Origin of the sequence: Neorhizobium sp. DAR64872/K0K18, assembly GCF_050500175.1 — a bacterium.
Classification (GTDB): Bacteria; Pseudomonadota; Alphaproteobacteria; order Rhizobiales; family Rhizobiaceae; genus Neorhizobium; species Neorhizobium soli.
Window position 1 is genome coordinate 165,047 of the sequence record NZ_CP191448.1, and the last position, 23,479, is coordinate 188,525.

Consider the following 23,479-nt stretch of genomic DNA (forward strand, 5'->3'; position numbering starts at 1 on the left):
GAAAGTGAACATGATCACCATGTCACGACGAAGAGGCGAACTCACAGCAACTCAGATAGACGCGGAATGGCCTCATCAGGTGGCTATTCGTGGGGATCTTTACGTGGGCAAGCAAGCTGAGGCGCTGCGGACATTTGCGCAGAAGCTCCTACACTGCCCTCGCGGCCACAGCGTATTTCACGAAGACCAGCACTATGACGTGCATTGCTTCGCCACGAAGCCGCATGCTGAGGCATTTGTCGCAGAATTTGGTGGAGAATGGTTCGATCCGCGCGACCGGGGGAAGGGCGTGAACTGGAACAGGTGGTACAAAGGTGGCGTCGGGAGGCGCCCTTGAAACACCACTACATTCCACAGTTTTACCTTGAGCCATGGGTCAACCGGGAAACCGATAACAAGCTGACGGAGTTCAGGCGGCTGAAATATCCTCACGAGCAATTCCGCCGGCTGGAGATCAAACGGCGGGGCAAGATGGAAACCGGGTTCGTTGAGAACCTTTACCGCGTGCCAGGCGCCACAAAGGAAACCCAGCAGAACGTCGAGCGCATCTTCATGGGAGCGGTGGACAAGCATGCTGCGACCGCACGGGACATGCTGCTTGCCGGGAACATCCCCGTGGACCCGGAGATCCGCCACGGATGGGCGCGGTTCTTGCTGTCGCTCATCATACGGACGCCGGAATCTGTTCAGGCATTCAAGCGGAAGGTGCGATCTGATTTCCTTGCGCCTGACCCGGAGTTTCAGAGCAAGTACGACGAGCTGCGCAAACACAATTGGCCAGCTACCCTCGAAGAATATATGCTTGAACTGAGCCCGACCCTGCCAGAACGGCAGGCGGTCATCATGATCACGAAGCTCATCCAGAACCAAAACGTCTTGCGGACGATGAGGGGCGCCGACTGGTGGTTGCTCGATACGTCCAGCAAGCCGCGCAAGATGCTCACCTCTGACCACCCGCTCATCATGTCCAACGGGCTGGGTAGGCCGAACGGTCACTTTGCGTTGCCGATCAGCCCTAGCCTCGTATTCGTGGCGTTCATGAACCACAATATCGGACATGGCCTCCAGAGGATTCCGCTGAGCCGACTGATGCGTGACATCAATGATGCCGTCATCGGGCAGGGGAGGCGTTCGGTTTATGCGTTCGATGAGGAGGAGACCCGCACCGTGAAGCGGCGGATGGGAAGGCGGGACTATATGTCGCCCCTCTCGCGCAACATGCTGGTTATCGACGGCCAACTGGTACCCCTCAAGATCCGGGGGTAGATTGCCCGAAAAGCGCGAATGCCTGTCCGTTCAATGCAATATGCGGAAGAATTGACCTGCAAAACTAAGGCATTTTACACCGGCTCACGTTATGCGTGCCTCGGGTATTGCGTTAGGGGCAGGGCATGAAGAGAAGCGATTTGAGCAAGGGGCAACGCCGGTGGTTTAACACCTTGCTCTCGGTTCCAGTGTTGATGTTGGCGGTATCGACCATCATCCGTATTGGGGAGGAGAAATTGGGCTGGTCCTTTCACGGGCGAGAAGCGTTCGCCTTCAGCTTCTTCCTCACCACGATCCTTGCGGGGTTCGTGTTCTGGTTTCTGCGGGAAGTCGCACGCGCGTTCTACGGCGGGCTTGAGCTGATCTTCGCGCTGATTTTCATCTACTTCACCATTTTCGTTCAGTTGCCTAAGTCGGGCGCGCATCAGGATCTCATCAGCACGCTCGCACAGTTGGGCGGCTCGCTGTATGTCTTTGTACGAGGTCTCGATAACCTCAACCAAGGGCTAAAGGACTACTCGAAGGTGCTGCCGCGCTGGAGGTGGCTGACGCTAGCGAAGCTGGAGAAGCCGAAGCCTGTGCCGGTCTATCCATGGACGCGGAAGCGTGTTGACGCCTCCGGGAGACGCGTCAAGATCTGGGGGTGAAGTCCTCAAAAGCCCACTTTGAACGCATCGCCGCGATGGCGTGTGCGGTCGCGGAGGAATAGGGACATGAATGCGGCGGCCAGATCATCGCCAAGGTGAAGGCAGGCCAAGACCCCTTCTGAAATAGGACAGAGGTTACCCCATGCAACCCTGCCTCTTGGCGACAGCGGGTGGTAAGTGTCAAGCCCCTTTGCGGGGAACCGATTGCGGGCGGAAGGGACTTGATGCGCGCGAAGGCGGAGCACTAGTGGTCGGATTCAGGATTCTTGGCGCGGGACGCGGCGCTCTTTTTTTCCCGGATCTTTTTCGCGGAAACTCGGTCCTCCGTAATGGCAACTGAGATGCTGGCGTAGCTGACTTCGTTCACCGCATCCATGATTTCCCCGATAGGAGTGGAGGCGGGAAATGCCCACGTTTCGCGGGTCGTGTAGGCCTTTTGCAGTGGGCTGCCGTCTTGCGGGTCTTGCCCGTCTTGTTCGACGTTCACGAATTCAGCGGTAACGACATAGAGGCGCTCGGTCATGCTGGCTCCCGATCTTGAATCAACCCCTGAACAATATAGGAACGCCGCTTGATGTTCGAGAGGCGGGATCTCTTAATCCAGTGGAGAAATCACGGCTTCCGGGGCCGGCGGGAACAGCACGCCGTAGGCTTGTATCGCTGTCGCTATCCCAACCATCGCAGTCACGATGAGCATCCAGCGCTGAATAGACATTGTCCCGCCATGACGGCGCTCCTCTTCATTGTAGGCGTCCAAGGTATTGATGGCTTGAGGCGCAATCTCGATGCCGTTCTGTTGGGTGCGCGTAAGCTCGGCAGCCTCAATGAAGGAGTTCACCATCAGCTCGTAGTAGCGATAGAGTTGAAGCTGCTGAGGATGGTGGCTCCATCGCGGGCCGTACAGCTCCGACATAATGTCCATCACTGAGCGGAGAGGGTTATCGCTCAAGTGGCTGTCGAGCATCATCCGCAAGACATGGATGCGTCGCTTTTCGTCAAGGGTGCGCCGGTTGAAGAAGTAGCGACCCAGCCGCTCCCTTGCGTAGGGTAGGTACTCGTACCGAAAGAAATGCTTAAGGATGAATTCCGACGCGCGCGAGTATCGGATTTCGAGTTCGCCGAAGTAATGCGTTATCAGAACCTCATAGTTGTCCAGGTCCGAGTTCGGAATGGTGCGCTCTTCGCTGTTCGAGGTTTCCCCCAGAAACCAAAGGCCGCTGAAGCCCTCGGGTAAGACCTGTCGCACTAGGAACCTTTGGCGGTCGCCTTCCGGGCCAAACGTAACCACGAAGTAGTCACGCTGACGTACTCGCTCCATGTCGGATAGCGGTATCCGGTCAGGGGCAGGTTTGCGCATGGCGTATTTAATGGCCAGCCGCTTGAGAAAACGAAACATGGAGAAGGCACCGGTTCAGACTAGTGATTCACCAGATAGTTGTCGGAGTGAATGTTCCGCGTCAATCGTAAGCACAGGCTGATTGCCAAGTTCTCAGGTTTGAGCCATCGTGGTGATGTGAGTAATGAGATCGCCGCCGCTGAAGAAAACGCCGTTGGGCGTCTAGCAGCCGTTCTTTCCGATCTTATCGAGAATTGGCGAGCGTAATGCACACCATCTATGGGGATGGCGGCTCTGATGCTGAGGTGAAGGTCGCGTTGGCTTATCCTCCCGCTCGCGCCATGAGCACCGATTTGTTTGATGCGCTTAAGAAGCGTGAGCCCGTGTTTTCGGGAGCCGTAAAAGAGGGCACGCTGTTTGCCGAAGCTTGGTGGGGCCGCAGGTCAACGCGGCATCTTACTGGGTAAGCGATGCCGCACTGTCTGATAAGCGGTCCGCCTTACCAAAATCGCCCCGCTTCGCGGCGTCCTGGAGAGATGTCAAATCTCGATTTCGTTTTCGGCAGAGATCTCGTTTTCAATGCGTGTCTTCGTGGCCACGACACCGCTATAGAGGTCAACATCGACGCCCGGCGCCTTCAAGGACAAGACCAGCGCGTAGCGGGTCTTGCGGTTGACGATCTCTTTCGACGCACGGTTGCGCCACCAGCCGACGACGGGCTTCACGCAGAGCAAATCTCGACTGAGCAGTTCGACCGCAGGACCTGTCCAGACGTCGCAATGTAGAGAGCCTGATGAGATGCTTCCCGGCCCGAAAATCCATCTAGCGTCGTCCGGATGCGGCGGGGGCCTTACTCCGTCTTCCCGTTCCGCCGCATTCACGCGCCGCTTGAACAATGCCGGCAGCTCGCCGCGTCGCTGCAGGTCGAAACGCAGGCCGAAGGACTGATAGCGCTGGGGATCGACATTCGCCGAGAAGCCCGGATTGGGCTCGATGAAATAGGACAGCGTGACCTTCAACTCGACGATGGTGTTCTGCAACTGCTCGAGGACCGCGGCCGGAAGAGGAAGCCGGTAATAGTGGCACTCGTTGAATTCCCGTTTACCCTTCAGCCTGAAGGGCTGCATGTCGGCCTGGGCAATCAGCGCCAGATGGTCCCTGGCCGAGGCCGATGCCCGATCGAAATCGGGTACACCGTAACCGAAGCGGCGGACCAGAGGATACCGATCCTTCTTTCCGACCGGACTGTTCAACTGCGCCAGCATCGGGCCCGTCCATTCGGCGCTATGCACGACAAGAGCTCTGACCGTTTCCGGCCAATAGCCCGGATTGTCGGCGGTCAGGCGAGCGACCATCCGTGCCGCTTGTGCCGTTGCTGCACTCGTTGCCTGGAAGGCGGTCAAGGCGTCAACGCCGAGCGTGGAAGACGTCGTCAACAACGACAGGGAATCGAGTGTCAGCACCTCACGCTTTGCCGGGCTGACCGCCCGATTGCCTGCTTCGAAGACCACTTCCGGCTTGATTGGCGCACGGGAATGTCCCCAGTTCACGCTTGTGCGGCTATGGGGGCTGAGTTCGCCGGCTGCAGCGAAGCTCGACCAGGTTTCATAACCCTTATCGGCAATCGCGGTGAGGTCGGTGTAACCACCAACGGTCAGAGCGTTCCAGGCCTGGCACGGATCCTCCGCGGGAAAATCGTCGGTTTGAGGGAGCCTTGCGAATTCGATCTCGGAGGGCACATTTCCTGCCGAAATGACGAACATCCGCTTGGGCGCGGTCTCGTCATCCGCATTCATGGCGCCGGCTGCCGCCTGATCGATCGCAGCGCTCCAGGTCGAGGGATGCGCGCCTGAAACGTTTTCGTTGGTCACGGCCATGCAGAAGACGCGACTTCGCTCGGGCGCTGCTATTTCCACCAGCGACACGCCCGTCTGGGTGATGATACCGTAGGACTGCGGGTCATTCGGGTCGGCGCCGGCGGGCGGCAGGAGTTTCACCGATTCCAGGCGATGTCCGAGCTGGCGTACGGACCGGTCCGACAGCGCCGCGGTCAGATCACCATGCAGGGCAAGCCCTGCCATTGCGCTACCGTGGCTGTGGTGATCGTCGACGCCCCAGTCCGGGTCGATCGCGTGCTGGTCGGTTGCCCCAAGAGCAGGTTCGATCAGCGCGTGGCCGCGGTTGACACCGGTGTCAAGGATGCAGACGGCGGGTACCTCGTTGCCAGGCCAGACGATTCGCTCGGCTAGATCGTCGATCCACTCGTTCTGGCTGTCCTGGACATCCTCCAGAAAAAAGACAGGCGTATCGCTTGCGCGCCGGAGTTCGCTGACGACCCCAGTCGCGAATGTCATAAGCTCGATCGCAGCACGACGGGCGAGAACTGGAATGACGACTGCTTCCGGAAAATAAAGGCGGCGATCGCTGGAAGCTGCTCGAAGGCCAAGCCGTTCGCATACGGTTTCAACAGCCGGTTCGTGCTCGCGATGCGCCCATATCGCCCACCACATGAGATGCTGCGGATCACCAGGCAGAGCCGCCGGATCGTCCGTCCAGAAGACCTCAAGCCGGGCTCTTCTGATTTCCTCGATCTTTTCGATCCGCCCCGAATGCGGTGGATTTCCCTTCTCCGACAGTGGACCGTTCAGGTAGTCGTCGAGAATCTGCCGCAATGCCTCCTGCGAGCTGTCCGGCACATAGAGGGCCACCGTGCGGACATCATCCTGGTCTTTGGTCGCACCAGGCCGTATGCCCCTTTTCTTCCATTCGACGGTGTCAGCGCTCGCGCCGCGTCTAAGCTCGACCTCAATAAAGCCGCCTTCGGCAGGCTCCAGCCGTGGGTCGGCTCCTCGCAGTTGGGTGATAGCGGCAAGCGCCACGTTCAACTCGTTGGAGAGCTTCCTGCCGTGCTCGGCTCGGATCCGCGGGATGCTGGACCCGCCGCTGCCGGTACCACTGTAGGGACTTGACGATTGAAGGGCCGAAACGTCGATATGAGGAAGAGTGAATCGGCCAGCCATGTTTAATCAGCGCGCCTTTTGTCGAGGAATGCCTCGCGCATGCCGCGCCGCTGATTCAATCGCTGCAGGACATCATCTGTGGTGACCGCCATTCGTTCGTCGAGGATCGCCGTCTTGACCGCATCATCGGTCGCTCGCACGATTTCGGACTGGCTGAGCCCTTCGGCCGCCTTGATGATCTTCGACCAGCCCAGCCGGGCCGACGACATCGGTTTGAGGTTGTTGACAATGATCCGTTTGATCTGATCAGCGGTCGGCGCCTCGAATTCAAGGACCAAGTCGTAGCGTCGCAGCAGTGCTCGGTCGAGAAGCGACGGATGGTTGGTCGAGCAGACGATAAGGCTGTCGGTCGAGTTGCCTTCTTCCATGAACTGCAGAAAGGAGTTGAGGACGCGTCGCATCTCGGCGACATCGTTTGTCGAGGTTCTATTGGCGCCGACGGCATCGAATTCGTCGAATAGATAAACCCCGCGACGCCGCGCCGTCTCATCGAAAACCAGTCTAAGTTTCGCAGCCGTTTCGCCCATATAGCGAGTGATCAAGCCTTCCAGCCGGATCACATAGAAGGGAAGCTTGAGTTCGCCGGCGATCGCTTCGGCAGACATCGTCTTGCCCGACCCGGGCGGTCCCACAAAAAGGACCCTACGATTGGGCGTGCGACCGTGTTCCCGCAGCCAGTCGCGCTTCCGCTGCTGGCGTATCATGTCTCCCAGATCGTCAAGGAGCGGTTGGGCCAGCACCATGTTGCTGAGTGTGAACCGAGCTTCCCTCAGCTCCAGGAGACCCTCGAGATCGCCACGTGGGGTGCCGAGCGGAATGGCAACACTCGCCCCGCGAGAGCGGCGCGCGCGTGCCTTGTCGACTTCGGCGCGCATGTCCTCTGCGGTTGACTTGTGCCCCTGGCGCGCTTCGGAGGCTGCGATCTGCAGGGCGATCGAGAAAAACAGGTCGTCGTCACCTTCGGCGCGGCTTCTCAGCATGGCAAGGATTTGCTTAGCGTTCGACACGGTTTTCTCTTTTCGTTGAGCCATCCTATTACAAAAGGGACCGGCAGGATAAGACGGCATCATACGTCATCCACATCGACATTATGCTTTACAACCCCCAACGGTTCCTTACCGCGGGGATTCCGTTGCCAAATGAATTTCCATGCCGGCATCTCTGTCGGCGCCGGTGATCACTTTCGATAGGAACATAAACGGAACATAGCTAGACGGCAAGCGCTAGCTGGCCAGTCGGAAGATGCGACAGGACATCGTCCGCGCATATGACGCGGCGCCCGCGCGACACAGGTCGCGTTGAAGATCTGAAGTCACGAACCCCTCGACCCTCGGATCATTTTCGACCGCAGCGGGAACCAAAGGTAATGGCTGAACCGCTGACACGGCAATCGAGAATGGCTCGAAGCTGAAAAGGGGACGCGAAGTCTTACTCGCACGTTTTCAGTCACCTAGTCGTCATCCGGAACAAGAGTATTTGCAGGTCGTGAGTTCAGATCCCATCAAGAGCTTAGCTGCGTTCTAGATAGTCATGCACATCGGAAATTTCTCAAGTGATAACTTGTCGCTGATCAAAGCGGCCAAGGCAGAGGTAATTGGTGAAGTGGGTCTTGGGAAGCGCGGGCGAGGCACACATTGCGAGGATGCGGTCATTCTTGATTGTTAAGCCGATGGTGCACCCAAGCATTGCGGCCGGCTCAGCCGATGCTTTGCCCTGTCGCCTTTATAAGTGCATTGTACAACCGTGCAGCGGTCTCAGGCGTATCCAACTTCTTGACATGATCCTCGCTGATGCCAACTTGGTACTGCTCGTTCACTGGACCGTAATAGTCACCAGACTTCGCGTCTGGATGCGCCGCGGCATACAAGACAGGAAGCACGGCTAGTTCGGAGGGCCTGAACCGGTCTGGCTCCTTACTGAGAACCTTCCCAACCTCACTGTCGGGACCGAGGCTAGTCGGCATGAAGGTTTTCGCGGTGCCGGGCTGGGTCGCCGTAACGTGCAAACCCCATCCAGATGCTTCGCTGCGACGATGCAGATCGCGCGCCATGAGAAGGAGAGCCGCCTTCGATGTCACATACGCCGTCATCGGCGTGTAGCTCTTTTCTGTTTGCATGTCGTCAAACCCTGTCGAGCGCCTGGCCGCCCCGCTACCCATGATAACGAGGCGCGGGTTCGATCCTTCCTGCAGGAGAGGGAACAAGTGCGAGGTGAGGCTGAAATGTCCGACCACATTGGTTGCCCAAACCAGTTCCAGTCCAGCGCCGTTCAACCTGCGATCGCTAGTTCCGGCAGTCCCGCCATTGTTGATTAGAACATCAATGTGGTCGACCTGCGTTCTTAGTCGGTCGCTGAACGACTTGACCGATGCCAGATCGGCGAGATCGAACTGCTCGAACCGTATTTTCGCCGACGGATATTCCGCCTTGATCACAGCAATCGCTTCACTTGCATTTGCCGCGCTGCGTGAGGCGATGATGACCTCGGCGCCCTTGCCGGCCAGTGCCCGCGCCTGCTGGAAACCCAGGCCGCTGTAGATCCCCGGAGGCGGGAAGGTCCCTGGCGCAATTGTTTTCGGTGCACCGTTTCCGCCTGTGATTACCACAATGCGTCCAGTCTGGTCGGGAATGTCCGCGGCAGTCCACCCAGACGCCAGCACGGAGGCTTCTGGAGCCTGTTGTGCTCGGACGTTCGAGCCGACAGCGGCCGCCAGCGAGGCAGTCGCCGAAAGTGCCAGAAAGCGTCGACGGTCAATCGGGGCGAACTCTATGGTCCCGGCATCTAGGGCAGTTCTGAACCTGGTCATCGACAATCCTCCATTGAAACAATGTGTCGGAGCCCGATTGTTAGCGCGCCTTTGTCCTGCAAGTGTGCCGGATCTATAGAGAATTGTTGCAATTTGTAATCGACAGCCCTCTGATCAACGCGCGCGAGCAACGGTGCCTTGTAAAATATGACAGGGTTACCGTTCCAACCTAAGGTACAGTCCGATTTACTGGGCTCTTTGGCTTGAGCCACCCATGGCAATTGCTGTGTGCTTTTCGACGACTTTGGCGACCAAGAAACAAAAAAACTCCTCAGCAAAGTCGGTGTCTAATCCAGCGTCACCAGCGATTGCTCGGAGTCTCGCAAGCTGAAGTCGTTCCCTTTCTTCATCACGTGCCGGAAGATTGTGCTGTGCCTTGAGGCGCCCGACCTGTTCTGTGCAGCGGAACCGCTCAGCGAGGATATTTATGAGCGCAGCGTCAATGTTGTCGATCGATTGGCGATGATGAGAAAGGAGTTTTTGGGTTTCAGAATTCGTCATGATTAAACCTTCTTGGTCTTGCGGCGGCTTGAGACAAGCGATGCCCCCTACACGCTCAAACTGTAGTCAAGCACCGCAGCAAATGCCTGCGGCTGTGGTTGAGTTCGTGATGCTGCCTCAACTATAAGGGGCGTTGCCTCGACGAACCCTACATTGAAGGCGTCGGCCGGAATGTCCGCATTCACCGGGACCACCACCATGGACAGGTTTCTGGCAAGGAAGCGTCCATACCGCGGCTCAACGAGTGAAGCTTCCATGGTCGCCTCACCCCATTCCCAGATAATGCCGCAGATCATCTGACTCTTGGCAGCCATTGGATTGATGATGCGGCCTGCAGAGTAACGCGCCACCACGCGTCGCAGGCGAATAAGCCCAAGATCGCGATCGACGCCGACTTCCACGAAATTGGCGCCCCATGTCTGCATCGCGACTTTCGCAAGGGCGACCTTATATCTTCGCATCGGCCACTCCCGCGCTATCCATCAACAGAGTGAGACCCACCCAAGCAAGTAGCCCAGCGGCACCCCGCACTAGCCATTTCTTGCCCATCTGGTAGAGGTGTCGCAGTCGCGAATAGGAGAAAATAAGCGCGACACAGGTATACCAACCCGCTTCGATGACAAAGATTCCCATTAGCAGCGACGGGCTGATGTCACCTTGCTGATCGGGAGGAAGAATTGCGGCGAAGACGCCGACATATGCAAGTATTGCCTTTGGATTTATCAGGTGGGTAATGAAACCGAGACGGAAGCTTCGAGGGATGGATCTCGGGTAACCATGAGCACCAGGCCACGGTATCGGTGCCGATTCCATATGCCAAAGTTGCATCGCGATGAATACGATATAAATCCCTCCAAAAACCTTCAGAGCAACGAAGGGCCAAAGCATAAGCGTCATCAACTCGATGATCCCAGCCAAAGCAAGAGAAGCGAAGACAGTGCCGCAAAGCCCAATGCCGATGGCTGCCGCAAGCGCCTCTCGGCGCGAGCGAGCAACTGCTATTTGCGAGACCATGAGAAAGCTCGGACCAGGGATCACCGCTGCAATCAGGATCCCTCCCAAAATCGTCGCGAGTTCAGTTGTCGTCGACAGCATAGCCAATCTCCTCAGTTGGCAAGGCAACACCTTCAGCCTTCAAAATGTCTCAGCAATGAGTGGTCATAAGGATAGGGTTTCAAACGTAACGTACTCTTCTGCCGCATAAGACAAGCAACGGCTTCCACACGCTCAAACCATGCGCGACACCGCAAGGTCTTTGAGCCATATTGGCTAAGTTTGTGATGCTGCCCAGCTCGCAGCCGCGATGCCGTCTCAGGCTTCTGCATCAAGGATATGATGCGGCAGAATAGGGACCTCGCGTACTCGCACGCCAATAGCGTCGTAGAGTGCATTGGCGATTGCGGCGCAAACGCCAGTGCTGCCCAGTTCTCCGATGCCCTTGGCACCGATCAGGCTGGCGTGCTCGTCATATTCGTCTATAAACCCGACATCGATCGCGTCTGCTGGAATATCCGCGTTGACCGGCACCGCGACATTGGAGAGGTTTTTGGCCAGGAAGCGCCCATAGTGCGGCTCGACTACCGAGGCCTCCATGGTCGCCTTGCCCCATTCCCAAATGACGCCTCCGATCATCTGGCTCTTCGCTGCCATCGGATTGATGATGCGGCCTGCAGAGTAACGCGCCACCACGCGACGCAGGCGAATAAGCCCAAGATCGCGATCGACGCCGATTTCTACAAAATTGGCGCCCCATGTCTGCATCGCGTAAGGTGTGCCGGAACCGTTCATGCTGGCCTTTGCGTCGTCAGGAAAACCGAACTTGCCTTCGCCAACTATTTCGGAAACACCCGCCACGCTCATGAGAGAAGCAAGATCCAACGGTCCCTGACCGGGCGCTCCGTGAGCCTTGAGCTTGCTACGGGCCTCAAGCGCTGCCAGACGGACAGCGCTCCCCATCCCGATTGTGTGCGAACTGCCGTAGACGGGACCAGCCGCCGGAAGCCGAGAATCCCCCCATCGGAAGGAGACATTCGATGGGTCGGTACCAAGTGCCTCAGCGACCGCGAGCACCACAACTGTCTGGATACCTGTGCCGATATCGTTGGAGCTCGCTTCGGCGATCACGCTGCCGTCTCGGTTGACACGCACCCGCGCTTCGTTGGGGAACCGGGCGCAGAAAGTACTCGCCATCGACATCCCCCTTCCGATCGTCCAGACACCGTCCTGTTTCGGCAGGGTTTGCCGGTCGCGCCAACCAAACACTTCAGATGCCTCGGCGTAAGCATCAAGCAGCTTGTTCGACGACCAAGGCTTGCCATCGAATGGCTCTTTGTCGGCAAAGTTCTTGAGCCTCAGATCGAGTGGATCGATGCCGAGTGCGATTGCCAGTTCGTCCATGGCGCTTTCCAAGGCCCAGCCGCCTGGCCCTTCCACTGGCGCGCGCATCGGGCAGGACCGAACCAGGTTCACACGTTCCACCTGCTGATCGATGTCGATTGATGGCGACTTGTAGTAGGTGCGCGTCGCCATCGCCGGGCCTTCAAATTGCATGTCAGCGATCGACGTGGTGTTGATTGCGTGATGACGCATCGCCGTCAACTGACCATCTGCGGTGGCCCCTAACGTGATTGTCTGCCGGCACTCGGGTTGATGCCCGTTCATTGTGTACATCTGTGATCGGGTGAGCTGCAGACGGACGGGTCTTCCGGTCAGCTTTGCCGCTTGAGCGGCGAGGACCTCATGGGGCCAGACCGATCCCTTGGTGCCAAAGCCCCCACCGGTATGTGGCGCTATGACGCGAACCTTGGCCTTGTCGATACCGAGTGCCATCTCCATACCCACCACCGGGTTCTGGCTGAACTGGGTCGAGTCCCACAGGGTCAACTCGTCGCCGTCCCAGCGAGCGACGCATGCCGATGTTTCCATCGGGTTGTGGTTTCGGGTTGGCTGGAAATAGCTTTGTTCTATCCGCTCGGAGGCGGTGGAAAAGCCTTGCAGCGGATCGCCTGTGGTGCCTTTTACCATCCACAGCAAGCCGTCGGGCGGTGTTTCGAGTTTTCCCTTCCCCGGAACAAGGGGAGTTGTCGGCGCGATCGTCGCCCGAACAAGCGGCGCCGCTTCTTCGGCGGCCTCCAGCGTGTCGGCCACTACCAGCGCGATCGTCTGGCCTTCCCATTGGATCTCCGTGGTTTGCAACGGGAAATGGGTGATGGCAAACGGATCACCAAGTTTTCCGAGCTTTGGCATGTCGCGATGGGTAAATACCGCAACCACGCCGCGTACCGCTGCAGCGCGGCGAGTGTCGATCGCGGTGATCGTCCCCGCAGCGACGGGGGATCCAACCATAATCGCGTGCAAAGTGCCGGCCGGGTAGACATCCGCAGCGTATTTGGCGGCGCCGGTCACCTTGGCCGGTGACTCAACCCGGCGAGTGGGCTGTCCGATGCTCATGCTGTGGCCTCCACTATTGCGCGCGCGGCAGCGCCTGCGGCCATTGAAATTTTGTATCGATTATGAGAAAGCGGCCTGGCGTCCGCCATCGCGGCGCGAAGGATTGGCAACACTGCCTCGCGCGTCGGCGGCTGGCCGATTAATTGTCGTTCGGCCTCGCTGAGACGCCAAGGCTTCTGAGCTACCGAACCAAGCGCGATTGACGCGCGCGCGATCGTGCCGCTGTCTAGCTCGATCGCGGCGGCGGCAGAAACGAGAGCATACTCATAGCTTGCCCGCTCGCGCACCTTCACATAGGCTGACCGCTGCCTCGGCCGGATCGGCACCTGATACCCGACAATCACGTCTCCGGGCTTCATTCGGGTCTCGGCGCGTGCCGGGTCGAAACCAGCGGCTGCTGCTTCCTCCTGGGTTAGATGGAGCTCTGTTATTGGGAGGGTTCGGCGCCCATCGCGCCCCACGAGTTCCACCTGTGCGTCGAGCGCCGCCAAGGCAACGACCGGGTCGGATGGCTGCGTTGCGACACATGCGTCGGTCCAGCCAAACAGCGCATGGCGTTCGTTCAATCCCGCATGGGCCGCGCAGCCACTGCCTGGCTGGCGCTTGTTGCAGGCCCAGGGCAGGGGCTCTTCCGCTCGAAAATAGGCGCATCGCGTTTTCTGAAGAACGTTACCGCCGATTGTCGCGCGATTACGGATCTGGGCAGAGGCTGCCGCTAGACAGGCCTGGCTTAAGACGGTCGCCCGGGTGCGGACCAAGTCACTCTCACCGACCTCATTGAGCGTCGCAAGCGCGCCGATCGACAACAAGTTATCGTTTTGCACAATGTCGCTGAGGCCTGGAATGCGTCCCAAATCGATAACGCGTTCGGGTGCCGCGATACCAAGCCTGAGCCAGTTGAGCAGCTCGGTTCCTCCGGCAATCGGCATGACTGTCTTGCCATCGGCTAACACAGCGTCTTCGGGCCTTTCGGCCACGCCGTAAATGAAGTCACGCATGCCTCAGCCCCTCATTTTGGCGGCGGCGTCGAGCACCGCGGCAGTGATCTGCGGATAAGCAGCGCAACGACAGATATTGCCGCTCATCCATTCGCGCACCTCATCCGGTCCGGTCGCGTGCCCTTCAGCAATACAGGCGACCGCCGAAACGATCTGGCCAGGCGTGCAATATCCACATTGAAAGGCGTCGTGATCGATGAAGGCCTGTTGAACCGGATGGAGTGCGTCAGCCGATCCAATTCCCTCTATCGTGACGACGTCCCGACCGGCACATTGGGCCGTCAGCGTCAGGCAGCTGTTCATACGCTTGCCGTCTATGAGCACCGTACAGGTGCCGCAGGCACCTTCGTTGCAGCCCTTCTTTGTGCCAGTCAGGTGTCGGCGATCGCGTAAGAAGTCTAGCAACGTAACGCGAGCCTCAACATCCGCCACGACCAATTCACCATTGATTTGAATGTGGGTAATGTTCCGCGTCGATGAGGTGGTTTGAGCCTGCGCTTCTATGGAAGGCGCCGCACTTGCTAAGGCAACGGCGGAGCCAGTGACCAGAAAGTCACGCCGGGTCAGCGGAAGATTTTCGTCATCGTCGGTTGGCTGCATTGGTCGTACTCCTCCGTGTCTTGGGGACGATAGATCCGTCGACGCCAATGGCGTCGTCTGCTGTGCGTGATCGTTCGACTGGCCGCCCCACCCTGAGCCGGTGCTTACTGGTAGCGTTCCCAGATTATGGTGACCTTGGCGCCGCCGGGACGCTGAAAATCTTCGGTCATCCGATTGCCTTCAACGGTCATCGTCAGTTCTTTTGTAGTACGCACGTTGCTAACCCAATTGGGAAAGGACGAACCCTCGACCTTGTTGCCGCTGAAAACGCCGGCTGCGTCGACGGTGTAGCGTCCATACAGCGCGAAGCTGCCGGCCAGGATCGCGCGGTTTTCCTCGTCCGTGCCCTTGCCGCGCTCGTTCGACTTCACCTTCGGGATGGCGGGGTCATACATAAATTCGACGAAATGGAAGTCTTGCGTGAATACCAGCTTGCCGCGTGGCTCATGACCATAGGGATGAGAAATTTCGCCGTCCGCTTCCGCGGTCGCTGAAACGATCCGCCACGTGCCTGCGACGAGGTTTGGCGACTGGGCCAATGCAGGGCCGGCCGCAATGGCAGTGGCGAAAGCAACCAGTGCGGCTGCCAATCCTATTGGTTTCATCCTATATCTCCTCTAGAACCCCTAAAATTCGGAGCGGAGTTGTCGGTCTGCTCCAGCGACCGCCCCGTTCAACGGATGCGGTCGGCGGCATAGGCCGTCTCCTTTTGCTTGCGAACTTCCGTGAGGCGCTTTTCAAGGGATGCTGAAATCCGCTCATAGGCTGCGCTGCCAAGCGCGAGCCGCAAGGGGGGATTGGCGGAGACGGCCGTGTCGATGAGAAGTTCTACCGATCGCTCTGCATCGCCCTTTACTTCAAACGACCCATCCGCGAAACCGCGGCGAGTTTTTCCGACCGGCGACGCGTCATAGTCTGGGATGGGTTCGGCCAGATCCAGATTGGTGGCGAAACCCGTTCCTGTCGGCCCGGGCTCGACAATCATGCAGTCGATCCCGAATGCAGCAACTTCTTGTGCCAGGGTCTCGACAAATCCTTCGATGCCCCATTTCGAGGCGTGATAGTATCCGAACCCAGGATATGTTGTCTGACCGCCCTCGGATGAGACCTGTATGATACGGCCACCACCCTGTTTGCGGAGATGAGGCAACGTTGCCCGAATGAAATGAATAGAGCCGAGCAGGTTCGTGCCAACCTGGCGTTCGATCTGGGCATCGCTTGCCTCCTCGATTGCTCCAAACAGGCCATAGCCTGCGTTGCTCACGACGAAATCTACCCGTTCAGACGCAAACACTTCGTCGATCTTGCGGCGCATAGTCTCGAGATCAGTCAGATCGAATATGACGATATTCAATTGACCCGGGTATTTGGCAGCGAGTTCCAGAAGTGCCTGCTCTTGCCTCACGGTCGCAAAGACTTTGTCTCCGCGATCAAGCAAGCGTTCCGTCAAAATCTGCCCTAGCCCCGACGATGCGCCTGTAATCAGCCAAGTTTTCATTCATTCCATCCGTGATTAACTAAGAGGATGGTGATTACCTAGCGTGGCGGACTAAGGAGAAAATGGCCGGTTCTTCGAACACCCTGTGCCGCGAATGGCATCAATCACGAGGTCTGCGTCAAGCGATTTGCACGGTGCGCACGCCAACGCGCCCGTGGGGGATGACCTGGAACAACTTCTCCTGAAAAATTGCGGAATACGTGAGGACGCTTGCTCTACCTCCACGACTTTTTGCAGATTGACGTGGGCTTGCCGTACCCCAGGCGCAAACAAGGAGAAGCTGAGAGGATCGTCAGCTCGACCATCACCACTGGCGGTTTCCCCGCACACTCATTGCCTGTAGGCCTTGTTGCAGTGGTCGCATCACGGTACGTAATACAGGAGGGAGGCCGGCCTCGGCTGCCGACAGGTGGGTAATACCTTACTTCGAAGGGCTACTAGCGACACGTCGCGGCAACGTCATCTGGCGCGCCTTTCGGACGTAGGCTTTCAGGATCTACGCCTTCTCCAACGCACGGACATGTCTCACAAACGCTTCAAGCGGCGCAGGGGGTACTCGCTTGCCGGGATAATAGAGCATGTAGCCGTCTTCATCGCTTGCCCATTCGGGAAGCAACATCTGCAGCCTCCCGGCCGCAAGGTGATCGTCGACGGTCTCTTTAAGAACATAGGCGATACCAGTGCCGTTGAGCGCTGCCTCGATCATGAGCGCCATGCGATCGAGCGTCATCGCGCCAGCGACATCGATCACGAGCTCCTCTGCCCCGCGGCTGAACTCCCATGAATATCTCTGGCCGCTTGGCATCCGGATGCGGATGCATTCGTGGTTCAGCAGGTCATTTGGATGCGATGGTTCGCCGCAACGCGCGATATAGTCAGGTGAGGCGACAGCGATCCATTGAAGCGGCCCGCCGAAACTGACCCCGATCATGTCCCCAGGTACGGTCCGCCCTAAGCGAATTCCTGCGTCGCAACCGCTAGCAACAATGTCGACCATCCGTTCCTCATGATAAATTTCAAGCTCGACGAGCGGGTGTAGCGCACGAAACGCCGGGATCATTTCCTTCAATAAATACAGCGCGGCCGAAAAAGACGTGTTCAGGCGCAACACGCCCCTGATCGCGTCGTCGCTTGCTGACTGAACGACAAGCGCGTCGGTAAGCTTGGCGACCAATGGCGCTATTCTGTCCAGAAACATTGCACCTTCTGGGGTCGCGGCGACGCTTCGGGTGGTGCGGTGGAAGAGCCGCAGTCCCAGGAGCCTCTCGAGCTCTGACAGCGCGCGACTGAGGGTTGACGGTGACATGTCCAGCCGACGGGCGGCTTGGCGAAAGCTTCCTGTTTCGGCGACACAGAGTGCTATCCGAAGGTCTCGCAAAGTTGGTTCGCAAACTGATTTCATGTCAACGCCTTACTCTGCAGGATTGGTTCACGGTTGCACGCCACAGCGGCCGACACGTCGACCTTCAATTGCTGTCACACGAACGAGTCCAGTCACTCGATTTCCACGGGATAAGCTCTCCAGCGCCATTACGCGGCAGAGCGCTCTTCATGCCGGCATTATCCCCATGCAGACCTGCGCAGGCCGCGTGGCTCACTGGCAACCTCGCGACCTCCATGGACACTTCCTTATCTGGGACGCGAAGGGCAAGATGTCTGTTTTAATTTGTTTCAAGATATTTCCGCGCGCTCTGTCGGCTAGATAAGATGCTCCACACGGATGGGTAGGGTACGAATTCGTCGGCCCGTTGCATGGAATACACCGTTGGCAAGTGCCGCTGCTGCGCCAACCATTGCGATTTCACCAATGCCCTTTACTCCGGCGGAATTTGCATCGAAGTCAGGTTCGTCGATGAACGACACATCGATCTTGCCGATATCGGCATTGACCGACACGTGGTACTCGGCGATGTCTGCGTTCAACCAGCCGCCGTAGCGGGGATCCGTTTCGCTCATCTCACGGAGCGCCGCTCCCAATGCCCAGACGACGCCGCCCTGGACTTGACTGCGTGCCGTGCGCGGACTGATGACGCGGCCACAATCGGCAACCGAGACTACGCGCGGAACCCGTATGCGCCGTGTATGAGGTTCAACGTGAACCTCCACGAAATGCGCAATGTAGCTGAGCGCAGTGAAGTCTGGATACGTGCCGTGCAGACCGGCAATCGCCATGCCTCCGGTCTTCAGTCTCTCGAGGTGCTCCGGCCCCTGCCCAGGGGCCACCATAGAAACCTCAACCTCGATGAATGGACGTCGCAGACGCGCAAGTTGATCGTGCATGTTGCCATTGACGGTTCTGCCGTCGAGGAGCTCCTCCAAAGCGGCCGTCATTTTCTCGGCGGCCGCTACGGCGACTGGGACCGAACTTGCCGTTCCCCATGAGCCGGCGGTGCTGTGCTGCGGCGCAACGGTGGTGTCCCCAATGAGGATTGTCAATCGGGCAGGGTCGATCCGCAATCCGGCGATTAGAACCTGAGCGATCGCTGTCCGCATGCCTTGGCCCATCTCGTGGCCGGCACTGGCGTAACGGGTCGTCCCGTTGGCGCTCACACGCAGTGTGGCGATGGCGGGGTGCATGGCTGCCTGGTAAACGCCTGCTCCGACGCCCCAGCCGATCATGGTGCCATCGGCAGCCTTCAACGTCCCCGGTTGAACTGGGCGGCCAGTCCATCCAAATTGCTCCGCGCCACGCGTGAGGCATTCGTTGAGGTGACGGGACGTCAGGCGCTTGCCGGTCGATGCATCGATCTTCGTGTCATGTGCCAGCCGGAACTCTACCGGATCGCGGCCCAGCGCAAAGGCGAGTTCGTCGACCGCACTTTCAAAGGCAAAGGCCGACGGATGCTCATAGGGTGCTCGCATCTGCGCTGGCCCGTGGGTGTCGAGGCGGAGGTCACCGGAGGTGCCGCGATAATTCTCAATGCCATACACCTTGCAGGGACCGGCATGATACCAGTCCGAGCGATACCGTCCGCGCCGTGAGTTCTGCTGTAGGCAGTCGTAATGCGCGGAAATCATCTTTCCGTTCGCGTCCGCGCCGAGCTTGATCGCGTGCTGGACATGCGGCCGAAACCGGCTGTTGTGGAAAATCTGATGCCGCGGCATGACGAGCTTGACTGGGCGCCGGAGGAGCCTGGCCGCCTGTGCGACGACGGCCGTGTGCCTCGGAACTTCTCCTCTCTGGCCGAAACCGCCGCCAATCTGCGGACTTATGACGTCCACCAAGGCTCGGTCGATCTGCAGCAATTGCGCCACCGTATTTTTCAGCCCGTTGGAACCCTGCGTACCCTCGTAGATAGTCAGCCTTCCGCCTGCCCAGACCGCCGTGGTCGACAGGAGTTCCATTGGGTTGTGATGGTTGGCCGTTGTCGTATAGATCGCCTCGATCCTCGTCGTTGCCGTCTCGAACGCTGCGTCTGCTTCCCCAAAAATCGGCGACTCCGTGTCCTCTCGCGCGGCATCTGCGTCTTCGAACCGGACTGCGAATGGTTCAGGTGCGTAGCTCACGCGCACCGCTTCGGCTCCTTCGATCGCCGCTTCCAGTGTTTCCGCCACAACGAGAGCCAACGGTTGCCCGCGATAGCCGATGGCATGGACGAGCATGGGTGGAGGCGGAGGACTTCCTTGCGGGCCCGGTGGTGGTGGTGGTGTGTCCTGCGGCGTCAGTACGCGCACCACACCTGGCACAGCCAGGGCGTGTTCGACATCGATCGAAGTCACCATCCCCTTGCCAATGGTGGCGGGCACCGTCATGGCATGCAGCAGGTCTGGAAAAGGTACGTCCGAGGAGTACTTTGTCTTTCCTTGCACTTTGTCGAACGCGTCGATGCGGGCGAGATCTGGAAAGGGTTGGCGGCTCATCTGACATTCCTTCCGGCTGCGATCATCAGAGCATCGGCAACTACCTGAACTCCGAGATCGATCTTAAAGCGGTTGTGACGACCAGGTCGGGCGTCCTGAAAGGCGGCGCGCCCGGCTTCCACGGCAAGCTCTCGCGTCAGCGTCCGGCCGACAATTACACTCTCTGCCTGGCGCGCTCTCCAGGGCATAGTCGCGACACCGCCCAGAGCGATGCGAACATCACGAACGACCGCTTCCTCGATTTCAATCGCGACAGCCGCCGACGCGAGGGCGAATGCAAAGGATTCGCGGTCGCGGATCTTGTGATAGGTGGATGCCCGTCCGGCGGCTGTCTTCGGGATCGTGATTGCGGTAATGATGTCGCCGCCATCCAGAGAATGTTCTGTCTGGGGTGTCTCTTCCGGCAGCCGATAGAGTTCGGCCAGAGGAAAAGATCTGTGACCGCGTGTTCCCATGATCTCGACTGTCGCATCCAGAGCCGTGAGTGCCACTGGCCAGTCTCCCGGCGATACCGCATTGCAGGCATCACTCGCACCTAGTATCGCCTGACCACGATCCATTCCGCCGATTGCGGCACAGCCGGATCCGGGCTGGCGCTTGTTGCAGGGGTACACACCCTGTCCGGCCCGAAAATAGGGACAGCGGGTTCGCTGGAGCAGGTTTCCACCGACCGTTGCCATGTTGCGCAGCTGCTGCGATGCCGCCTTGAGAAGGCTTTCAGATAGCAGGGGATATTCAGTACGGACAGTTACCGTCTCTGCCACATCGCTCATCAACGCCATCGAGCCAAACCGCAGGACGTCGCCCTCGGTCTCGATCCTCTCCAAGTTTGTGATGGAGGTGATATCTATGAGGTGGGTCGGTTTTTCCACGCCGAGTTTCATAAGGTCGTAAAGCGTCGTGCCTCCGGCGATATACCGGGCACTGGTGCCACCTGAGGAATAGACAGCTATCGCCGCCTCGAGAGTTGTAGGTCGCTCGTAGTCGATCGCGCGCATGGTTCAGCCCTCCCTCGAATTGGCCGCAACATCGGCGACGGCCGCGACGATCCCGACATAGGCGCCGCAACGACAGATGTTTCCGCTCATGAAGTCGCGGATCGATTCCGGGCTGCCTGCATATCCCTGGCGGACGCATGCCACGGCCGACATGATCTGGCCGGGCGTGCAATAGCCACACTGCAGGGCGTCATGATCGATGAATGCAGTCTGCATCGGATGCAGAGTGTCTCCGTCACTCAAGCCTTCGATCGTCGTTACCTGTCGACCGTTCATCTTGGCGGCGAGGGTCAGGCACGAAAGCCGGGTCCGTCCGTCGATATGGACAGTACAGGCACCGCACTGGCCATGGTCGCAGCCCTTTTTCGTGCCGGTGAAGCCGAGCCGCTCGCGCAGCACGTCGAGCAACGATGCGCGGGCATCGATATCGAGTTCGAGCGTGGCGCCGTTGACAGTGAAGGACAGACGTAGGGGATTTTCGATCCCGCTTGACATGGGAACCGGTTGAGCGCGTACGTGATGTTCCTTCAGAAGGCCGGGGGCCGCCACGGCGCTAGCTCCGGCTCCCAAAACTACCCGTCGGGTAACGGCTATTCCTCTAGCTGCACATTCCTGACTGTCGGTCATGATTTGCTCCTCATCGAATATCAATGCTGCTCAGCGCAGTGGATCGGCAATCCTACGCGATCACGGGGCAGGGGATGCCGCCGACTTTCTCCATCGAAGCTAGAATGAGGTTGTCGTCGAACTGTGTCAGGCAGGCCGATGATTGTCGCAAAATGTATCGAGAATGGCCGATGGAAGCGTCTGTCACGGCTGTTCGCGCGGGTACAAATCCTGACCAAACGCTTGCCACGTGCAAAACCGCTGCGGCGCCGCCCTTTCGGTGATCGGATCGCCGCGGTGGAGATGGTTGCAATCCGAGGTCGCCGTGTGAAACTTTGATACACTTTTTCTAATGCGGCAAAGTGCGGTTCCCTATTATACTAGGATGACAGAGGTGCTGAAAATGCAGGACGCCGCCCATATTGTGGTCGTCGATGATCACGGCGATATTCGCGATCTCGTTCGACAATATCTTGAGCAACAAGGATACAAGGTCAGCTCTGCGGAAGGCGGCAACGCCTTGCGACGGCTGATGGAGCGCCATCCCGTCGATCTGATCGTGCTCGACGTGATGATGCCGGGCGAGGACGGCCTGTCCGTCTGCCGCCATGTTCGGGCATCGACGAACATTCCGATCATTTTCCTGACGGCCATGGCGGACGATACCGACCGCATTATTGGCCTCGAGCTCGGGGCGGACGATTACCTGGTCAAGCCGTTCAATCCGCGTGAACTCTTGGCACGAATTCGCGCTGTTCTGCGGCGTGCAAACGGCGTGGGTACCCAGCAGATCGTGCAGCAATCGAAGACCGTTCGCATCGGACCCTGGCGGGTCAATATGGGCCGCCAAGAGATATCGGGTGAAGACGGTGTCGGCATCCCGTTGAGCACGGCGGAATTCCGTCTCCTCAAGGTTTTTCTCGAACGGCCGGGTCTTATCCTCAGTCGCGAACAACTGTTGGATTTGACTGTCGGCCGTACCGCCGACATCTTCGACCGTAGCATAGACAACCAAATCAGCCGGCTTCGCAAGAAGATCGAGGACAATCCAAAGAACCCGTCGATCATCAAAACCCATTGGGGTGGGGGTTACAGCCTTTCGGCAGAGGTGGCATTCGAATGATAAGACTTTGGACGCGAAGCCTTGCAGCCCAGTTCATCGGGTTCACCTTGGCGGCTCTGCTCGTCTCCCAGGCTATTGCCTTCGTCATTTCGTGGCAGGAACATTCGAAGGCTCTCGATGATGCCGCCAAGAGCGAGTTCTTCTCGCGCACCAGGACGATGACACAGTTGATGTCTACCGCCGATCCCAAAACCCGGGAGCAGTCGCTTCTGGCGAGCGAGACGGGAGACTCGCGTTTCTGGCTGACCGACGAGGATACCGAAGATGCTTCATCCTGGCGGCTGAAAGCGGTCCAGCAGTTCTCGCGGCCGCTCGAGAATTTCGTCGATCTTGTTCAGGTGTTCAGCGGCGGGCCGGCAGTGCCTCGAATCCCCGACGCAAAGAAGGTCGCCTCCTCTAACCGTGGAGAGGATTGGCGCAAGCCCATTCAGAATCTTTGGGCTCTGCCTCAGCCAGTAAAATATGTCTATTTTGATGGTTCCCGGGGCTACGGGATGGTTATCAAGCTAAGCGACGGAAAATGGCTGAATGCCGCGTTCTACCTAAAACAGCCGGGCGGGTGGTGGACCTCGACCTCTCTGACCTCCCTTGCCTTGACTGCTTTCATTCTAGCTTTGATTGGGGTGCTGGCCGCCGGCCGCATAGCCAGCCCCCTTCGCAATCTGGCGCGTTCAGCGGAAGCGTTAGGCAGGGGGAAAATCTACCGCCTCTGCCAGAACAGGGGCCGGAAGAGATCCGACGCACCGCCAGTGCCTTCAATCAGATGCAG

The 23,479-nt window shown here is 58.6% G+C and carries 22 protein-coding genes and 2 pseudogenes; 6 read left to right on the top strand and 18 right to left on the bottom strand.

Annotated features, from left to right (window positions below):
- Nucleotides 1-333: 333 nt before the first annotated feature.
- Nucleotides 334-1,266, top strand: a complete 933-nt coding sequence (locus ACQY1P_RS23865) for a DUF4238 domain-containing protein (protein WP_430256841.1) — start codon at nt 334-336, stop codon at nt 1,264-1,266.
- A 125-nt stretch (nt 1,267-1,391) separates the two neighbouring features.
- Nucleotides 1,392-1,913, top strand: a complete 522-nt coding sequence (locus ACQY1P_RS23870; RefSeq protein WP_430256842.1) for a hypothetical protein — start codon at nt 1,392-1,394, stop codon at nt 1,911-1,913.
- A 244-nt stretch (nt 1,914-2,157) separates the two neighbouring features.
- Here ACQY1P_RS23870 and ACQY1P_RS23875 read toward each other — a convergent pair whose 3' ends face one another.
- Nucleotides 2,158-2,436, bottom strand: a complete 279-nt coding sequence (locus ACQY1P_RS23875) for a hypothetical protein (RefSeq protein ID WP_430256844.1) — start codon at nt 2,434-2,436, stop codon at nt 2,158-2,160.
- Nucleotides 2,437-2,508: 72 nt separating this feature from the next.
- Nucleotides 2,509-3,309: a hypothetical protein gene (locus tag ACQY1P_RS23880; RefSeq protein ID WP_430256845.1), complete on the bottom strand. Its 801-nt coding sequence runs from the start codon at nt 3,307-3,309 to the stop codon at nt 2,509-2,511.
- A gap of 51 nt (nt 3,310-3,360) precedes the next feature.
- Here ACQY1P_RS23880 and ACQY1P_RS23885 point away from each other — a divergent pair, with 51 nt between their 5' ends.
- Both ACQY1P_RS23885 and ACQY1P_RS23890 read left to right on the top strand, forming a co-directional pair.
- Nucleotides 3,361-3,516 carry a hypothetical protein gene (locus ACQY1P_RS23885; protein WP_430256846.1) on the top strand — a complete coding sequence of 52 codons (156 nt, stop codon included), beginning with the start codon at nt 3,361-3,363 and terminating at the stop codon, nt 3,514-3,516.
- Nucleotides 3,516-3,716, top strand: coding sequence for a hypothetical protein (locus ACQY1P_RS23890; RefSeq protein ID WP_430256848.1), 201 nt, complete (start codon nt 3,516-3,518; stop codon nt 3,714-3,716). Before ACQY1P_RS23885 ends, ACQY1P_RS23890 begins: the two co-directional genes overlap by 1 nt.
- 72 nt (nt 3,717-3,788) lie before the next feature.
- Here ACQY1P_RS23890 and ACQY1P_RS23895 read toward each other — a convergent pair whose 3' ends face one another.
- From ACQY1P_RS23895 to ACQY1P_RS23970, 16 genes and pseudogenes are all read right to left on the bottom strand, one after another.
- On the bottom strand, nt 3,789-6,128 hold the full coding sequence (locus ACQY1P_RS23895; RefSeq protein WP_430256849.1) for a S8 family peptidase: 2,340 nt from the start codon (nt 6,126-6,128) through the stop codon (nt 3,789-3,791).
- A 143-nt stretch (nt 6,129-6,271) separates the two neighbouring features.
- A complete protein-coding gene (locus ACQY1P_RS23900; protein WP_430256851.1) occupies nt 6,272-7,276 on the bottom strand; it encodes an AAA family ATPase in 1,005 nt (334 codons plus the stop codon).
- A gap of 689 nt (nt 7,277-7,965) precedes the next feature.
- The gene (locus ACQY1P_RS23905; protein WP_430256853.1) at nt 7,966-9,075 is read right to left on the bottom strand and encodes an SDR family NAD(P)-dependent oxidoreductase; all 1,110 of its coding nucleotides are present in this window, start codon (nt 9,073-9,075) and stop codon (nt 7,966-7,968) included.
- A gap of 186 nt (nt 9,076-9,261) precedes the next feature.
- Nucleotides 9,262-9,576 carry a chorismate mutase gene (locus tag ACQY1P_RS23910; protein ID WP_430256854.1) on the bottom strand — a complete coding sequence of 105 codons (315 nt, stop codon included), beginning with the start codon at nt 9,574-9,576 and terminating at the stop codon, nt 9,262-9,264.
- Between the two features lie 47 nt (nt 9,577-9,623).
- Entirely contained in the window at nt 9,624-10,037 is a 414-nt protein-coding gene (locus ACQY1P_RS23915) for a molybdopterin cofactor-binding domain-containing protein (protein ID WP_430256855.1), read from the bottom strand.
- Nucleotides 10,024-10,671 carry a LysE family translocator gene (locus ACQY1P_RS23920; RefSeq protein ID WP_430256856.1) on the bottom strand — a complete coding sequence of 216 codons (648 nt, stop codon included), beginning with the start codon at nt 10,669-10,671 and terminating at the stop codon, nt 10,024-10,026. Before ACQY1P_RS23920 ends, ACQY1P_RS23915 begins: the two co-directional genes overlap by 14 nt.
- Before the next feature lie 216 nt (nt 10,672-10,887).
- On the bottom strand, nt 10,888-12,981 hold the full coding sequence (locus ACQY1P_RS23925) for a xanthine dehydrogenase family protein molybdopterin-binding subunit (protein ID WP_430256857.1): 2,094 nt from the start codon (nt 12,979-12,981) through the stop codon (nt 10,888-10,890).
- Nucleotides 12,982-13,022: 41 nt separating this feature from the next.
- Entirely contained in the window at nt 13,023-14,024 is a 1,002-nt protein-coding gene (locus ACQY1P_RS23930; RefSeq protein WP_430256858.1) for an FAD binding domain-containing protein, read from the bottom strand.
- 3 nt (nt 14,025-14,027) lie between these two features.
- Complete coding sequence (locus ACQY1P_RS23935) at nt 14,028-14,624, bottom strand: (2Fe-2S)-binding protein (protein ID WP_430256859.1); 597 nt, start codon at nt 14,622-14,624, stop codon at nt 14,028-14,030.
- 104 nt (nt 14,625-14,728) lie between these two features.
- Nucleotides 14,729-15,214: a lipocalin-like domain-containing protein gene (locus tag ACQY1P_RS23940; RefSeq protein WP_430256861.1), complete on the bottom strand. Its 486-nt coding sequence runs from the start codon at nt 15,212-15,214 to the stop codon at nt 14,729-14,731.
- Nucleotides 15,215-15,297: 83 nt separating this feature from the next.
- Nucleotides 15,298-16,122 carry an SDR family oxidoreductase gene (locus ACQY1P_RS23945; protein WP_430256862.1) on the bottom strand — a complete coding sequence of 275 codons (825 nt, stop codon included), beginning with the start codon at nt 16,120-16,122 and terminating at the stop codon, nt 15,298-15,300.
- Between the two features lie 496 nt (nt 16,123-16,618).
- A complete protein-coding gene (locus ACQY1P_RS23950) occupies nt 16,619-17,320 on the bottom strand; it encodes a LysR substrate-binding domain-containing protein (RefSeq protein WP_430257003.1) in 702 nt (233 codons plus the stop codon).
- Between the two features lie 63 nt (nt 17,321-17,383).
- Nucleotides 17,384-17,524, bottom strand: a pseudogene (locus ACQY1P_RS23955) (helix-turn-helix domain-containing protein); the annotation flags it as partial.
- Nucleotides 17,525-17,820: 296 nt separating this feature from the next.
- Nucleotides 17,821-19,983, bottom strand: a complete 2,163-nt coding sequence (locus tag ACQY1P_RS23960; RefSeq protein ID WP_430256863.1) for a xanthine dehydrogenase family protein molybdopterin-binding subunit — start codon at nt 19,981-19,983, stop codon at nt 17,821-17,823.
- Nucleotides 19,980-20,981 carry an FAD binding domain-containing protein gene (locus tag ACQY1P_RS23965; RefSeq protein WP_430256864.1) on the bottom strand — a complete coding sequence of 334 codons (1,002 nt, stop codon included), beginning with the start codon at nt 20,979-20,981 and terminating at the stop codon, nt 19,980-19,982. Before ACQY1P_RS23965 ends, ACQY1P_RS23960 begins: the two co-directional genes overlap by 4 nt.
- A gap of 3 nt (nt 20,982-20,984) precedes the next feature.
- Nucleotides 20,985-21,476, bottom strand: coding sequence for a (2Fe-2S)-binding protein (locus tag ACQY1P_RS23970; protein WP_430257004.1), 492 nt, complete (start codon nt 21,474-21,476; stop codon nt 20,985-20,987).
- Nucleotides 21,477-21,990: 514 nt separating this feature from the next.
- Between ACQY1P_RS23970 and ACQY1P_RS23975 the strand changes: the two genes are divergently transcribed.
- Together ACQY1P_RS23975 and ACQY1P_RS23980 are read left to right on the top strand one after the other, a co-directional pair.
- Nucleotides 21,991-22,710: a response regulator gene (locus ACQY1P_RS23975; protein WP_430257005.1), complete on the top strand. Its 720-nt coding sequence runs from the start codon at nt 21,991-21,993 to the stop codon at nt 22,708-22,710.
- A 520-nt stretch (nt 22,711-23,230) separates the two neighbouring features.
- A pseudogene (locus ACQY1P_RS23980) lies at nt 23,231-23,455 on the top strand (hypothetical protein); the annotation flags it as partial.
- Nucleotides 23,456-23,479: the final 24 nt, after the last annotated feature.